Genomic DNA, 15,220 nt, shown 5'->3' on the forward strand with positions numbered 1-15,220 from the left:
TGAATATAAAATGGATGTAAAATCTAAGTTTGTTATCTATCAAATCTTGGAATAACTTGAAATAAGTTTTGGGTAATTCTCCACAAGGGATTGATTCATGAGGATTTTACAAATAAAATTCACCGCTTTCATGTTTGGCATTTATGGGATATCTGAATAAAATAATTGTTTCAAGTGTTCTTCTGATTGGTTTTACTTTTGGATGTCAAAAACCAGAAAGGTCACCGTTTGATGTTTCTCCCGCTGAATCCATGGATCCAAAGCGCTTATCTGAGCCCTACCCTATTATCAGCATTCCTGAAGGGGCAGATCTTGAATCAAAAATTTGGAAAGGTATAGACCTCAGCCCAAAACCACCAATCGTCCCGGTCTCCGCCAATGAACAAAAGAGATCTTTTATCCTAAAACCGAGATACAGAATAAATCCTGTCTTATCTGAACCACAGATACGCGAACCTGCTGCTATCCAATTTGATGGAAATGGAAGGATGTATGTCCTAGAACTCAGGTCCTATATGCAGGATTTGGATGCCACTGGAGAACTTTTACCTACCTCACGCATCTCCCGTTGGGAAGATTTGGATGAAGATGGGGTTTATGAAACGGGTATTGTCTTTTTGGACAGCCTTGTATTTCCAAGGTTTGTGGTTCCTTTTGGCCCAAACAGCATTTTGTCCATGGAATCCAATGAAGACCATGTGTACCGATATACCGATACTGATGCAGACGGTAAGGCTGATAAAAAAGAACTTTTTGCATCCGGATTGGGAAGGTCAGGCAATGTCGAGCATCAGATCAGCTTTATGACTTGGGCTTTGGACAATTGGATGTACAGCACTTACAACAATAAGCGGATTCGGTGGACGCCAACCGGAGTGATACAGGAACCAAGCGGAAATCCATGGGGACAATGGGGAGTCACACAAGATGACTACGGTACAGTTTTTTTCCAAGATGGAGCAGGTGGGGTTTTACAGGGATTTCAGTTTCCAATAGTCTATGGAAACTTCCAGGTAAAAGGAGCACTGAAAGATGGATTTAGAATTCCTTACAGTCTTGTTCGTTTGGCGGATTTTCAGCCGGGAATGCAGGAAGCAAAACCGGATGGTTCATTGTCAAATGTGACAGGAGCAGCCGGAAATGATGTATTCAGAGGAGACCGACTGCCCAAAGACCTGGTGGGAGATTATATATATGGTGAGCCTGTAGGAAGGTTGGTGAGAAGAATTGGAACAGAAAAAGTGGATGGGCTTTCTTATCTACAAAATAGGTATGTTGAGGAAAGTTCAGAATTTATACAGTCCACAGATCCATTGTTTAGACCTGTGGATATGGCAACCGCACCTGATGGTACACTTTACATCGTGGATATGTATCGGGGAATAATCCAAGAAGGAGAATGGACACAGGAAGGCAGCTACCTGCGGACAAAAATCCAACAATATCAAATGGATGATATCGTCGGCAATGGCCGGATTTGGAGGATTTCCTTTGAAGGCATGCCAAGAAACACCCAAAAACCAAGGATGTATGAGGAATCATCCAAGGAATTGATCCGTCATTTGGAGCATCCGAATGGATGGTGGCGGGACATGGCCCAACAAACTCTTATCCTCAATCAGGACAAATCCATTGTTCCAGATTTGATCAAAATCGCAAGCACTTCATCAAATGAATTGGCTAGAATTCATGCACTGTGGACCTTGGAAGGGTTGGGGGAATTAAAATCTGACTTGGTCAGGAAATTTTGGCTTGATCCAAATCCCAAAATAAGGATGCAAGGACTGCGTGCTTCAGAGACACTTTATAAATATGGAGACAAAAGTATTTCTGAACTTTATGTAAATGCCTCTATGGATAATAATCCGGAGGTGGCCATTCAGTCCCTACTGAGTGCCAATGTCCTCAATATTGATCAATTGGAGAAATTGATCAAAGAAACAATGAAAAAAAATACTTCTAATGGGATCCAGATTATCGGAAGTCAACTCTTGGAGAAAATGGAGGAGGCCAAAAAAGCATCGGAAACAAGATTTGAGAAAAATGAGTTGGCTCTTTTTGTAAAAGGAAAATCTATCTATGACAATTACTGTTCGACCTGCCATGGGCCAAAAGGTTTGGGATCGCCAGCCGGAGAAGGCCGATTGATCGCACCTCCTTTTTCAGGTTCGCAAAGAATCCTGGGTCATCCCGAATATGCCGTCAAAGTAATGCTGCATGGGCTAAAGGGCGCAATTGATTCCAAAGAATACGAAGGGGTGATGATTGCTATGGATTCCAACGACGATGCGTATATCGCATCGGTTGTTTCCTATATTAGAAATGATTTTGGAAACACAGGGACATTTGTGACTCCCGAATTCGTCTCCAAAATCAGAACGGAAACAGCAAAAAGAAAAAACCCATATACCTTTGAGGAGTTGATGGGGGAAATTCCTAAGTCATTAAACTATAAGGACAACTGGAAAATAAAGGCAAGTAGCACAGCTTTGTCAGGGGTGGGTTCGACAAAAGATCCATCCTATGCATTTTCATTTAAAGGCTGGAAAACAGAAACTTCACAAGAACCGGGGATGTGGTTTATAGTCCAGTTGCCTAATCCCCAACCCCTGACGGAGGTTCAATTTGACTCAGGAAAAGATGAGTTCCCTATAAGCTATTCAGTATTTATTTCTTCTGATGGGAATTCTTGGACCAAAGTCGCAGAGGAAAAAGGAAGACCTGGGTTAAATACATTGACTTGGGAACCTCAGGGAAAATCAAGCTTCCTAAAAATAGAAACAAACAGTAAAGGAGACCATCCTTGGTCCATGAAAAAGCTGACGATATTTTCGAGATAATCCCCTTTACTGAAATTCAAAGAAAACTAATGTACATTATTTCAGCCATTCCGGCTTGGTGGTGACGATATTGGCTTCCAATTGATTCAACAGATTATAAATTCCAAAATAAGTCCTGTTGATATACAAACCGTGACGTGAACCGCGGGCCTGACGGGATTTTCTGAACATCTTGTCATTGGAAATCCTGTCTCCCAATTGGAAAATCTGCTCGAAATAGCTGTTGTCCGCAAAATCGAAAGTATCCACATGGAAAGGTTTCCCCAACAAAGAGATCATGTCCTTGAATATATTCTTGAAATAAACTTTTTCTACGTCAGTATCCTTGTCACTGATAAATTCCAACCCGTAGAAGATCTCATTCAATTCATCCTCATTGATCAATAATTCCCTTTTGATCAATGAAAAATAGCCTTTATAGAAATCCTCAGGTATGACTTTGACACAGCCAAAATCGATGATTCCGAGTTTGTCATTGTTTTGGATGATGAAGTTTCCAGGATGTGGATCGGCGTGAACCTGCATCAGATTATGCACCTGATGGTGGTAAAAGTCCCAAAGTGCCTGCCCGATTCTGTTTTTTTGCTCTTGGGTAGGATTGGTTTCAAGCCATTCTTTGATATGCTTTCCTTCTATCCAATCCATCGTGATGATGCGGTCAGAGCTCAGGTTTTCATAATATGTCGGGAAAACGAGGTCTTCGATATGGCTGCAGGCACCGGAGATTTCTTTAGATCTCTGCACTTCGAGTACATAATCTGTCTCCTCCAACAATTTCTCCTCGACTTCCGCCATGTAGTGGTCGAGTTCCTTTTCATTCATATTGAGAAGACGCAAGGCAAAAGGACGAACCAATTTCAAATCAGAACTTACCGAATCCGCCACACCGGGATATTGGATTTTAACTGCGAGTTTTTTGCCGTTTTGGATCGCTTGGTGCACCTGACCGATGGAGGCGGCATTGACCGCTGACCGGGTAAATGTATCGTAAATCTGCTCCGGACTTTTTCCAAAATACTTTTGAAAAGTCTTCACTACCAAAGGATAAGACAAAGGCGGTGCACTGTATTGCGCCATGGTAAACTTATCCTGATAAGCCCTTGGGAGGATATTCTTGTCCATGGACATCATCTGCGCCACTTTGAGAGCAGAACCTTTCAATTCACTCAGAGAATTGTAGATATCGGTGGCGTTGTTGGTATGAAGCTCCTCCTTCGTCATCGAAGGGTTGACGACCTTTTTGGCATAATGCTTCATGTAATTGCCTCCGACTTTGGCACCTGTACTGATAAACTTCGCCGCACGCTGTACTTTGGATGTTGGGATACTCTGTTGCTCCTTCACTTTGCTTTCCATGGTGTTACTGATTACTTATTTTGGTACAAAAACTTGGCAAAATCGATGAAAGAATCAATGGCGCTTTTTCCCATAAGGTCAAAAGCAAGGTTGACGGATTTCTCAATGGCCGCGTCTGTTTTTTCGAATGAAGGGGAACTGTCTTTGATCCAAAACTGGAACACAAACCAAACCTGAAGCCAAAGTGCTTCATCGTATCTGTCTGAAATGATCGGTCTGCTTGCGATTTCTTCCGTTTCTTTTCCTTCCAAAATGATCTCATTGGCAAAGTCCTTGAACTTATGCCTGAAAGTTTTGGCTTCAGTGGGAAGGATATTTTTTATGCCTTTGTTGCCTCCGTACAGAGACAGCAGATATGACCTGTTTTTCTTGAGTTCTTCCACCAAAGTGAACAGAAAACCAAGCAGTTTTTCACGGGCGCTATACTCTTTATAAACTTCCTGAGATTCCAAGTTTCCGATGGTGTCGTCAAAAAGCTTTGCCCAAACGGCTGATTTGATGGATTCGAAAGAAGTGAAGTAGGTGTAAAATTCCTCCTCTTTCATCTTCAATTCCTTGGCAAACTTGAATACCGAAGCCGGTTGCTTACCGTGTTCCAATACGTATTCGACGTATCCGGTTATGATTTTTGTCTTTTGATCTACTTTGGCAGTTTTCTTGGCGGGTGCTTTTTCCATGGTTGGTATTGTTTACTGGAGACATAACCTAGAAAAGGGATATGAAGTTTAGAAAAGCAGCACAAATCCAACAGGATTATAAAAAATTATTTTAGTTTTATGGGGTTGGGTCTATAGAAATGGGGAAAGGGTTTTTAAATTGGAGGGCTTTTCCAATAGTCAAGAGAAAGCAAGTTGAAGACAAAGCGCTCATGAAAATCAGTTTTATAACAATTTTTCTAATTCACAGCTTCTTATCTTTCTCTCAAAATGAAGGATTGGATGCAGTTATTAATTGGAAATTTATCGATAAAGTAAAAATCTATGATAATCCGAAAGGCAAATTCATTGAAACAATCCAAAACGACACGATATCCGAAAATCTAATTATCCTTAAAATTATTGAGGTTAAGAAGGACTTTTTCCGAGTGCAAATAGGATTAGAAATGAGTGAGGAACAATTAAATGGTTGGATAAAATCTGCCGATTATGTGGGAGCGTACCATAAGAGTGAACGTTTTCCAATGGATTTGTTATTGTATTCTCATCCGAATATAGAGGAAGAAAATAAAATTCTCCTGAAAAATTGGAATCCAGGATTTATCACAATTTTAGATTTTAAAAAGGAGTGGGTTCTTATAGTTGTTAATTACGAAGGAGTAAGAAAAAAAGGTTGGATTCACAGGGACAGCCTTTGCGCAAATAGCTATTCAACTTGTTCCTGACTAGAAGAATTGGTATCCTTTTAATTCTCTTTCTTTCAATAAAAAAAACAATTTCCTCAACTTTTGACAACGAAACCTGTTGATTTTCCAAGGACATTGTTGAGAAGACAGAAATTTCCAAAAACCAAAAAAAAGACATTCTGAATGATCACATTCAAAAGGTCTTTCGAAAATTAAAAGCTGAGAGAAATAATTTTAATTAAGGTTTCTAAATATGGAAACATTATGTATTTTTGTAATGTTTAACAAATATTTAATGAGGTATTTCGAGACAAAATTTTTAGAAGAAGCAAACGAGTTCATTTCAGGACTTGATCTTAAGGCCATCAAAAAAATCTTTTACAATATTGACCTTGCTGAACAGACCAATGACCCAAAACTTTTAAAGAAACTTCAAAATGACATTTGGGAGTTTCGTACAAAATACGCAGGACTTCAAATTAGGCTTCTTGCCTTTTGGGATAAATCAAATAACAAAAAAACTTTGGTTGTTGCGACCCATGGTTTTATAAAAAAGGTTGACAAAGTGCCAAAAAGCGAAATCGACAGAGCAATTAGATTAAAGGATAATTATTTTCGAAACAAATAGAAAAATTAATCATATGACAACCAAACAGATCAAGACATACTCGCTTGCCGAAATGAAGGACAAGTATATCGGTAAAGTAGGAACGGTTGACCGTGACGAATACGAATATGAACTTCGTATGGATGTTTTGGGGAAAATGATCAAAGCAGCTAGGCAAGAACGGAATTTGACACAAGAAGAACTTGGGAAGCTTATTGGCGTGCAAAAAGCCCAAATTTCCAAACTTGAAAGCAGTGCCAACAGTGCTACAATTGATACCATTTTGAAAGTGTTTAAAGCTTTGAAAGCAGAGATAAACTTTAACGTAAAACTTGAAGATAACTTTGTTAAACTCGCATGAAAGGATGGTAATCCAATTCGATATGTGCCTTTAGACTTACGACACTTTATAGATATTAAACAAAAATTCAAAAAATATCCCTTTGACTTCGCTCAGGGTCCAATTATAATTCAATGAGGGGGGAGAATAAAAGGGCGAAGCCCATTCCATTCTCCTCCTTTACTTTTTTTTATGAAATGCGTTCCCTGAGCGCTGTCGAAGGGCAAAATTTAAAAGAAATTATTTCACCACTTTTTCCACCACCAGATTATGGTTGGTGTAGATACAGACATCGGCAGCGATGCCTAGGCTTTCTCTGACCATCTCTTCTGCAGTAAGTTGGGGAGCAAATTTCTTGAGGGCTCTGGCCGCAGATTGGGCATACATGCTTCCCGAACCGATGGAAGCGATCTCCATGTCCGGTTCGATCACATCACCGTTACCTGAAATAATGAGAATATCCACCGCATCAGCCACTATCATCATGGCTTCAAGTTTGCTGAGCATGCGGTCTGTCCGCCATTCTTTGGCGAGTTCTACAGCAGCTCTTTTCATGTTGTTGCCATAAGCACCCATCTTTTCCTCGAACTTCTCCAATAGGGTAAATGCATCTGCGGTAGAACCTGCAAATCCTGTGACGATTTTTCCACCCTGTAATTTTCTGATTTTATTGACCGTGCTTTTTGCAATTGTATTTCCTAAGGTAGCCTGACCGTCTGCACCGATGACTACTTCCCCGTTGTGTTTGATAGCGACTACGGTTGTTGATTTTATTTTTTCCATTATTTATTAGACAAGAGATATGAGACGTGAGACATGAGATTGAAGAGCGAAGGTGGCATCCCGACAACTTTTCAACCTATTAACTTTTAAAACCTTCTAACCTCAACAACCATACAAAAGCAAAAAGTCCCGTGAAAACAGGACTTTTTGACAGTATTTGTTTTTTCTGTTAGATCAACATCCTGACGGGATCTTCGAGCAGACCTTTCAAAGTAAGCAAGAAGGCAGAACCGACAGCTCCGTCCACTACTCTGTGGTCACAGGAAAGCGTCACTTTCATGATATTTCCGATCTGCATCTGACCGTTTTTCACGATCACGGTTTCTTTGATCCCTCCGACAGCTAGGATACATGCATCAGGTGGATTGATGATGGCTGTGAACTCATCGATTCCGAACATCCCCAAGTTGGAAATGGTAAATGTATTCCCTTCCCAATCTTTCGGTTGCAATTCTTTGTTTTTGGCTTTCCCTCCCAATGTCTTGGCTTCGGTAGAAATCTGCGATAATGACTTGATATCCGCAAATCGGATCACAGGAACCAATAATCCTTCCTCCACGGCTACCGCCATGCCGATATGGATATGGTCATTGTATCTGATTTTATCCCCCAACCAAGAAGAATTCACTTTTGGATGTTGTTTCAAAGCCATTGCTGAAGCTTTGATCACAAAATCATTGAAGGAAATTTTCACCGGAGAAACTTCGTTCATACTCTGTCTTGAGGCGATGGCCTTATCCATGTTGATTTCCATGGTAAGGTAAAAATGCGGTGCGCCAAACTTGCTTTCAGCCAATCTCTTGGCAATGACCTTTCTCATCTGGGAAACTTTCTCTTCTCTGAAAGATTCCTGACCCAATGCAGGTGCTGAAGCTGCGGCACTAGTAGCAGCTGTTGCTTGAGAAGCGACAGGTTTTACGGAGGCTGGATCGAAGGATTCCACATCTCTTTTGATAATTCTTCCACCTTCACCGCTTCCTTTTACCAAAGCAATATCTATTCCCTTGTCAGAAGCCATTTTCTTGGCCAAGGGAGAAGCTATAACCCGTCCGTTTTCAGATGATGAGGTTGGAGCAGAAGCTTCAGCAGGCTTGGTTTCTGATGGCTTGGTTTCAGGAGCTTTTGCTTCAGTAGCAGCAGGCTTTTCTTCCTTCTTCTCCTCAGGAGCAGGAGCTTCTGCACCTCCGGATTTTGCTTTGTGAGCCTTTAGCAATTTCTCATAATCAGCACCTTTTTCACCAACAATAGCTATAACACCATCAACTTCGACAGCATTACCTTCTTCCACACCGATATAAAGCAATACTCCATCATCGTATGATTCAAGTTCCATCGTGGCCTTATCAGTCTCTACTTCTGCTATGATATCACCGGATTTGATGGTATCTCCTACTTTTTTCAACCAAGAGGCTATCGTGCCCTCGGTCATGGTATCAGACATCTTAGGCATGGTCAATACGGTCGCATTGATCCCGGAGACATCGATAGATTCCTTTGGAGCTTCAGCTTTTTGAGGAGCAGGGGCAGCTTTTTCTTCCTTAGGAGTTTCAGTTTTTTCTTCTTTTTTCTCTTCAGCTTTAGGAGTGGGTGCATCACCACCTTCTATATCCTTTAGTAAGGAATCTATATCTTCACCTTTTTCTCCAATAATGGCAATTACCCCATTGACTGCCACAGCGTTTTTTTCCTCAACACCGATGTATAGCAAAACACCTTCTTCATAAGATTCAAGTTCCATGGTGGCCTTATCGGTTTCCACTTCAGCAAGTATATCTCCTGGCTTTACTGCATCTCCTACTTTTTTCAACCACGCTGCGATCACCCCTTCTTCCATGGTATCGCTCATTTTGGGCATTCGTATTATCTCGGCCATAAGTTGATTATATCCTAGTCAAATTTTAAGGAGTCCAAAAATAGTTCTTAAAATGTCTAGATTCAAATATAATAGTAGTATTTTCAGGTTTGATAAGTTCAGAATTGATGATTTTGTTTTAAAATGCCTGTTGTAAAAAAAACAGATTACGAATATCCAAAATGGCTTTTCAATGGTCATTTGCAGACCATAATCCCAAGTTTATTCAGAGATCCACGCTCCTTACCTTTTGAAAGAGAAAGAGTTAATACCCCTGATGGGGATTTTTTGGACTTGGATTGGTTGAGAAATTCCTCCAAAAAACTGATCATAATAAGCCATGGATTGGAGGGAAATAGTCAGCGGCCTTACATGACGGGAATGGCAAGACATTTTTTTGCAAATGGATTTGATGTGCTTAATTGGAACTTCCGCGGATGCAGTGAAGAATTGAACAACAAACCTATTTTTTACCATTCAGGAGCCACTTATGACCTGGATTTTGTGGTGGGACATGCTTCCCAAAAATATGAATCCGTCTATTTGATCGGTTTCAGTTTGGGTGGAAATCTTACCTTAAAATACCTTGGAGAAAAAAGAGCCAGAACTCCAAAAATCAAAAAAGCCGTGGCTATTTCTGTTCCTCTGCACTTAGAATCCGCATGCATTAAAATCTCTACAGGAGAAAATATCATGTACGCCAAGAGATTTTTGAAAACCTTAAAAGAAAAAGTTATCAGAAAAGCAATGAAATTTCCTGATGAAATCCCTACCGGCATGTTGAGAAAGATCAAATCACTTCAGGATTTTGATGATCATTATACCGGCCCATTGCATGGATTTGATGATGCCCACGATTATTATGAGCAGAATTCTTCCTTGTATTTCCTTGATCAAATTGAAGTCCCTTCTTTGATTCTGAATGCCCAGAATGATCCATTTCTAAGTGACCGATGCTTCCCAATATCTTTGGGAAGAAAGTTAGAACAGGTATGGATGGATTTTCCAAAATATGGTGGACATGTTGGCTTTAGTCCGAGAAAGAAGGCCGATATTTATTGGTCCGAAAAAAGGGCGTTTGAATTTATCACATCAGATCAGTAATTTTCAGAAAAACCATTAACATGTGCGGCAGATATTCCCTCAGCAAAAGTAAAATTGAATTGGAAGAAAGATTTCAGGCAGAGATTCTGGTCGATTTCAAACCGCGTTTCAACATCGCTCCGACCCAGCTTGTGCCGGTCATCACTTCCGAAAGCCCAAAAGGATTTTCATTTTTTTATTGGGGAATTACCCCGGATTTTGCTAAAAACAAACCTGTTTCCCAAAAATTTATCAATGCCAAGGCAGAAACGGTACATGAGAAAATTTCTTTTAAATCTTCTTTTGAAAAAAGAAGATGCCTGGTGCCTGCAGACGGTTTTTATGAATGGAAAAAATTGGGGAAGAAAACCAAAGTCCCGTATCGCTTCACCATGGCCAACAATGAAGCCTTCGCTTTTGCGGGTATTTGGGAAGAATATGAAAACGAAAAAGGGGAAATTAACCATACCTTTTTGATTTTGACAACCGAACCCAACAGGCTTGTTTCCGAGGTTCATGACAGGATGCCTGTTATTCTGAAAAAAGAAGACGAGAAAAAGTGGCTTGACAAATACAGTTCGGAATCAAACCTGCTTCAAATGCTGACAACCTACTCGGCAGATGACATGTTGAGCTACACAGTATCTCCGCTTGTAAATCAGGTCACAAACGACAGTCCCGGAATAATCCGCAAAACATCCCCAATGGACCAATTTGGGAATTACACCTTATTCGGATGATGGAAAAAATTAAAATCATTGACCTGCATTTTCAAAAGACGAAAGATGCCATCGCAAGCTTTTTGGTAGAAACCACAGAAGGTCCTATACTCATTGAAACCGGCCCGGCGAGTACATTTGACCAACTTAGCCGCGGGATATCCAAGTGCGGATATACTCTCGAGGATATCAAGCATGTATTGTTGACACATATCCATTTTGACCATGCAGGAGCTGCGTGGAAGCTAGCCGAAGCCGGGGCAAAAATTTATGTTCACCCTTTTGGCGCGCCACATTTAGGCTCTCCGGAAAAACTTTGGAATTCTGCTTCCCAAATTTATGGCGATGACATGGACAGGCTTTGGGGGAAAATGAAACCTATCCCAACCAACCAATTGGTCAGCGTAGAAGACAAGCAAGAACTTGAATTCGGTACCACAAAAATTAAATCCCTCCACACTCCTGGACATGCTGTCCACCACATAGCCTGGAAAATGGGTGATATCATATTTACAGGCGATGTGGCAGGCGTCAAGATCGCCGGAGGCCCGGTGATGCCTCCCTGCCCTCCACCTGATATCAATCTGGAAGAATGGAAAAAGTCCCTTGCCATCATCAAAAGCGAAAAGCCAAAGGAATTGTACCTTACTCATTTTGGAATCATCGATGCAGTAGACTACCATTTGGATAGCCTTTCCTACAAGCTTGACGACTGGGCGGAATGGATAAAACCATATTATGAGAAAAATGTGGACCAGGCGGAAGTTGTACCACTTTTTATGGAATATTCCAATTCACAATTTTTGAAAGAGGGATGTTCCCCTGAATTGATACATACCTATGAATATGCTAACCCAAGCTGGATGTCAGTGGCTGGGTTGTACAGGTACTGGAAATTAAAGGCACAGGGAAGGCTGTAATAATCCCACATTTCTTCCATTCATGTATGATTTACTTTCTCTAAGGCGGTTTAAATTTTGTTTTTTGGTATTCAAAAAAGGAAGTAGGATATTTGCCTGTACCAATTAAGTACTTTCCTCAAAACCCAAGATACTTTTACTGCTATGTATAAATCCAAAATAACAGGAGTAGGACATTATGTTCCGGATAGAATCATCACCAATGAGTACCTATCCACCATCATGGATACTAATGATGCATGGATAGTAGAGAGGACCGGAATACAGGAGAGAAGGTGGTTTACTCCCGGAAAAGACACTTTGGCCAGTATGTCAGTAAATGCCTCGAAGATTGCATTAGAAAGAGCCGGACTCACAAATAAAGACATTGACTTTATTGTTTTTGCCACTATCACGCCAGATTACTTTCTTCCCGGAGAGGGTGTATTGTTACAAAGAGAACTTGGCATGCAGGGAATCGGAGCTTTGGATATAAGGAATGCCTGTTCAGGATTTATTTATGCTCTTTCGATAGCAGATCAATTTATCAAAACAGGAATGTATAAAAACATCCTCGTGGTAGGCGGTGAGATCCAGTCTTCGGCTTTGGACAAAAGTGACGAAGGCAGGTCAAGTGCGGTAATTTTTGCAGATGGCGCAGGTGCAGTGGTTTTGAGCAGAACTAATTCTGAAAAATCCGGAATTCTCTCTACCCACCTTCATGCAGACGGGGACCATGCTGAAGAGTTATATTGCTCCTCTCCAAGTAGTTGTCAAGAAGTCAGAATCTCAACTGAAATGATTGACCGGGGTGACTTTTTTCTCAAAATGAATGGAAATGCTGTTTTCAAACACGCTGTGGTGAGGTTTTCGGAAGTAATTAATGAAGCATTGGAAGCAAATGGGAAGTCCAAAGAAGATATTGATCTCCTTGTTCCCCATCAGGCCAACCTAAGAATCAGCAATTATATTCAACACAAACTTGGATTGCCTGACGAAAAGGTGTTCAACAATATCATGTATTATGGCAATACAACTGCTGGAACCATTCCCATTGCCTTGAGTGAGGCATTTGAACAAGGAAGACTTAAAGAAGGTGACCTGGTTTGCTTGGCAGCATTCGGAAGTGGATTTACGTGGGCTTCGGCTTTGCTGAACTGGTAAGAAAATGTCTGCAAGGGAATTTGATCTTGATTTGTTAACAAACAAAACCTTGTTTCACAAAATCAATGCACAATCAAGTCTAATAGAAGAGCTCTTTCATGACCTTGCAAATGAATTTCCGCAAAACGAATTGTTAAAGTTTCATGCGGATTCCAAAGGAACAAAAGTTTCCAAAGGCTATAATTTGGAAAATTTACCCTATCAGGTTCTTGATATTGTAAGGGATTTTGATGACCAAACAGGATTCAATATCAGGGTTTTAAATTGGTGGGGAAATGGTCTTTTTATTTTTATCTATTTCGGAAACCTAACTTTTGTTAAAAATTCCCGATCAATCAAAACGCTTCTAAAAACTTTTGCGGATTGTAACCACCCTTCACCTTGGGCATATGGACAAATCATTGGAAATCACGGAATACTTTCATCCTCAAATATTCAAGCTGATTCTGAAAAAAAAGATTTTTATCAAATCTTTAAACAGATTGACTTAGATCAGGAATTTTCCAAAAGCCATTTAATGTTAAAAAGGGAAATTAGGTTTATCTTAGATAATCATAATTAAAACTTTCCTTATTTCACAATTAGCGCTAATTTAGAACCTCATTTGTGAGGATACCGTTAGTCAACAAAAACAAGAAGCCAACCTATATGAAATATATTTTTGGAATTATTTTCCTCATTATTTCTCTAAGTACCACTGCCCAAGACAATCAGAATCTGGTATCGCTTTTCAACTCAGATTCCTCATTGATCGGAACGGGTGTTTTGAGAGATGGGAAAATGGAAGGTCTTTGGAGATTTCAAAACACCAAGACAAAAAACCTTGTTCAAACCATAACTTTTAGCCAAGGTCTTAGGGAAGGTGTCACGGTCAGTTTTCATCCCAATTCCAACAAACATATCGAAGCTGAATATCGTGCTAACAGGCTGAATGGATTTTATAAAGAATACGATAGGACAGGCAACCTAAAAACAGAAATGGTATTTAATGACAGTGTCAGAGTCGGTCCCTACCGGGAGTTTTATGGAAGAGAGGGTCAACCTGATTTTGTCAATCCCAAACAAGTGAAAATTGAAGGGCAATATGTCAATGGAAACCGACACGGAAAATGGGTTACATTTTACAACACCGGAGACCTTGCAGTCATACAGACTTATGAAAACGGGAAAGTAGAAGGGCCACATATAGAATATTCTCCTGATGGAGATATCATGCTTCAGGTCAATTATAAAAACGATGTACCGCATGGTCAATTTACGAGGTATTCTTTTGGTGGAATAGTTGAAGAAACAGGAGAATTTGCCAATGGAAGGAGAATTGGGAAATGGTTGACATATTTCCCGGGAACAAGAACCATTGAATCTGAAAAGTTCTATGATGATCTTGGGAACAAGTCTGGTGAATGGAAATTTTATTACGAAAACAAAAGAACGGCAAGAATAGAAAAATATGAAAATGACCTTCCAGTAGGGACTTGGGAGGAATATTTTCCAAATAGGGCCCTTTCCAAAAGAAAAACATATGAATTGGGCCTTCCTGTAGGTACTTACATCGAAAATCACCCCAATGGTAATGTTTCTGTACAGGGACAATATCAAAACGGAGGCAAAGACGGTCTTTGGAAAAGCTATTTCCCTGAAGGAGCTATTTACTCAATAGGTGAATACAAAAATGATTTAAAAACAGGTCTTTGGAAGTATTTCAATAAAATCGGGATTTTGATTGCTGAAGGTGAATATACTTTAGGCTCTGAAAACGGACAATGGTTTTATTACTATGACGGCGGTCAATTAAAATCTGTGGGAAGTTATTTCTTAGGTTTTGAAGATGGAACTTGGGGCTTGTTTTATGATAATAAACAGCTGACCCAAGAAGAATATTGGACAAACGGCAGGTTAAACAATGTCGGGGATTACTTTTCCTATGAAGGGGACAAAACATTGGAAAAAGGTACTCTCAAAGACGGAAACGGCACAAGAATAACCTATTATATCAATGGCACAAAAGAATCCGAAGGAACATACCTTAGCGGAAAGCCTGAAGGGCTTTGGATATATTATCATGATACAGGAAAAAAAGCCTCGGAAGGACAGATGAAAGATGGTAAAAAAGATGGACCTTGGAAATACTACAACATCAGCGGACGACTAGAGCAAGTCATCAACTATAAAGAAGACGAGATTGTGGTTGAAAATCAGGAATCTTTTGTATCAGGATTCAATTTTTGATTTTAT

13 protein-coding genes are annotated in these 15,220 nt (G+C 40.1%); 9 read left to right on the top strand and 4 right to left on the bottom strand.

The features are described 5' to 3' along the window. The first annotated feature begins 143 nt into the window (after window positions 1–143). Window positions 144–2,840, top strand: coding sequence for a DUF7133 domain-containing protein (locus tag NK987_RS03955; protein WP_259262802.1), 2,697 nt, complete (start codon window positions 144–146; stop codon window positions 2,838–2,840). Window positions 2,841–2,876: 36 nt separating this feature from the next. Here NK987_RS03955 and NK987_RS03960 read toward each other — a convergent pair whose 3' ends face one another. Beyond that, window positions 2,877–4,196 carry an ABC1 kinase family protein gene (locus NK987_RS03960; protein ID WP_259262803.1) on the bottom strand — a complete coding sequence of 440 codons (1,320 nt, stop codon included), beginning with the start codon at window positions 4,194–4,196 and terminating at the stop codon, window positions 2,877–2,879. An 11-nt stretch (window positions 4,197–4,207) separates the two neighbouring features. Then, window positions 4,208–4,873 carry a TetR family transcriptional regulator C-terminal domain-containing protein gene (locus NK987_RS03965; RefSeq protein ID WP_259262804.1) on the bottom strand — a complete coding sequence of 222 codons (666 nt, stop codon included), beginning with the start codon at window positions 4,871–4,873 and terminating at the stop codon, window positions 4,208–4,210. A gap of 191 nt (window positions 4,874–5,064) precedes the next feature. Between NK987_RS03965 and NK987_RS03970 the strand changes: the two genes are divergently transcribed. From NK987_RS03970 to NK987_RS03980, 3 genes are all read left to right on the top strand, one after another. Then, window positions 5,065–5,577, top strand: coding sequence for a hypothetical protein (locus NK987_RS03970; protein WP_259262805.1), 513 nt, complete (start codon window positions 5,065–5,067; stop codon window positions 5,575–5,577). 214 nt (window positions 5,578–5,791) lie between these two features. Next, the gene (locus tag NK987_RS03975) at window positions 5,792–6,166 is read left to right on the top strand and encodes a type II toxin-antitoxin system RelE/ParE family toxin (RefSeq protein WP_317047882.1); all 375 of its coding nucleotides are present in this window, start codon (window positions 5,792–5,794) and stop codon (window positions 6,164–6,166) included. A 13-nt stretch (window positions 6,167–6,179) separates the two neighbouring features. Beyond that, window positions 6,180–6,506: a helix-turn-helix domain-containing protein gene (locus NK987_RS03980; RefSeq protein WP_259262806.1), complete on the top strand. Its 327-nt coding sequence runs from the start codon at window positions 6,180–6,182 to the stop codon at window positions 6,504–6,506. A gap of 219 nt (window positions 6,507–6,725) precedes the next feature. Here NK987_RS03980 and hslV read toward each other — a convergent pair whose 3' ends face one another. Both hslV and NK987_RS03990 read right to left on the bottom strand, forming a co-directional pair. Then, entirely contained in the window at window positions 6,726–7,268 is a 543-nt protein-coding gene (hslV, locus tag NK987_RS03985) for an ATP-dependent protease subunit HslV (RefSeq protein ID WP_113924262.1), read from the bottom strand. 169 nt (window positions 7,269–7,437) lie between these two features. Further along, window positions 7,438–9,141 (bottom strand): pyruvate dehydrogenase complex dihydrolipoamide acetyltransferase, encoded by a 1,704-nt coding sequence (locus tag NK987_RS03990; RefSeq protein ID WP_259262807.1) that lies wholly within the window; start codon window positions 9,139–9,141, stop codon window positions 7,438–7,440. Between the two features lie 123 nt (window positions 9,142–9,264). Between NK987_RS03990 and NK987_RS03995 the strand changes: the two genes are divergently transcribed. The 5 genes from NK987_RS03995 to NK987_RS04015 all read left to right on the top strand — a co-directional run bounded on the left by NK987_RS03995 (window position 9,265) and on the right by NK987_RS04015 (window position 15,214). Further along, the gene (locus NK987_RS03995; protein ID WP_259262808.1) at window positions 9,265–10,224 is read left to right on the top strand and encodes a YheT family hydrolase; all 960 of its coding nucleotides are present in this window, start codon (window positions 9,265–9,267) and stop codon (window positions 10,222–10,224) included. 20 nt (window positions 10,225–10,244) lie between these two features. Next, the gene (locus tag NK987_RS04000) at window positions 10,245–10,943 is read left to right on the top strand and encodes an SOS response-associated peptidase (protein WP_259262809.1); all 699 of its coding nucleotides are present in this window, start codon (window positions 10,245–10,247) and stop codon (window positions 10,941–10,943) included. Continuing rightward, the gene (locus NK987_RS04005; protein WP_338021190.1) at window positions 10,940–11,842 is read left to right on the top strand and encodes an MBL fold metallo-hydrolase; all 903 of its coding nucleotides are present in this window, start codon (window positions 10,940–10,942) and stop codon (window positions 11,840–11,842) included. Before NK987_RS04000 ends, NK987_RS04005 begins: the two co-directional genes overlap by 4 nt. 144 nt (window positions 11,843–11,986) lie before the next feature. Further along, window positions 11,987–12,985, top strand: a complete 999-nt coding sequence (locus NK987_RS04010; protein WP_259262810.1) for a 3-oxoacyl-ACP synthase III family protein — start codon at window positions 11,987–11,989, stop codon at window positions 12,983–12,985. A 648-nt stretch (window positions 12,986–13,633) separates the two neighbouring features. Then, window positions 13,634–15,214: a toxin-antitoxin system YwqK family antitoxin gene (locus NK987_RS04015; protein WP_259262811.1), complete on the top strand. Its 1,581-nt coding sequence runs from the start codon at window positions 13,634–13,636 to the stop codon at window positions 15,212–15,214. Window positions 15,215–15,220 lie beyond the last annotated feature (6 nt).

This window comes from Aquiflexum gelatinilyticum (assembly GCF_024813435.1).
Classification (GTDB): Bacteria; Bacteroidota; Bacteroidia; order Cytophagales; family Cyclobacteriaceae; genus Cognataquiflexum; species Cognataquiflexum gelatinilyticum.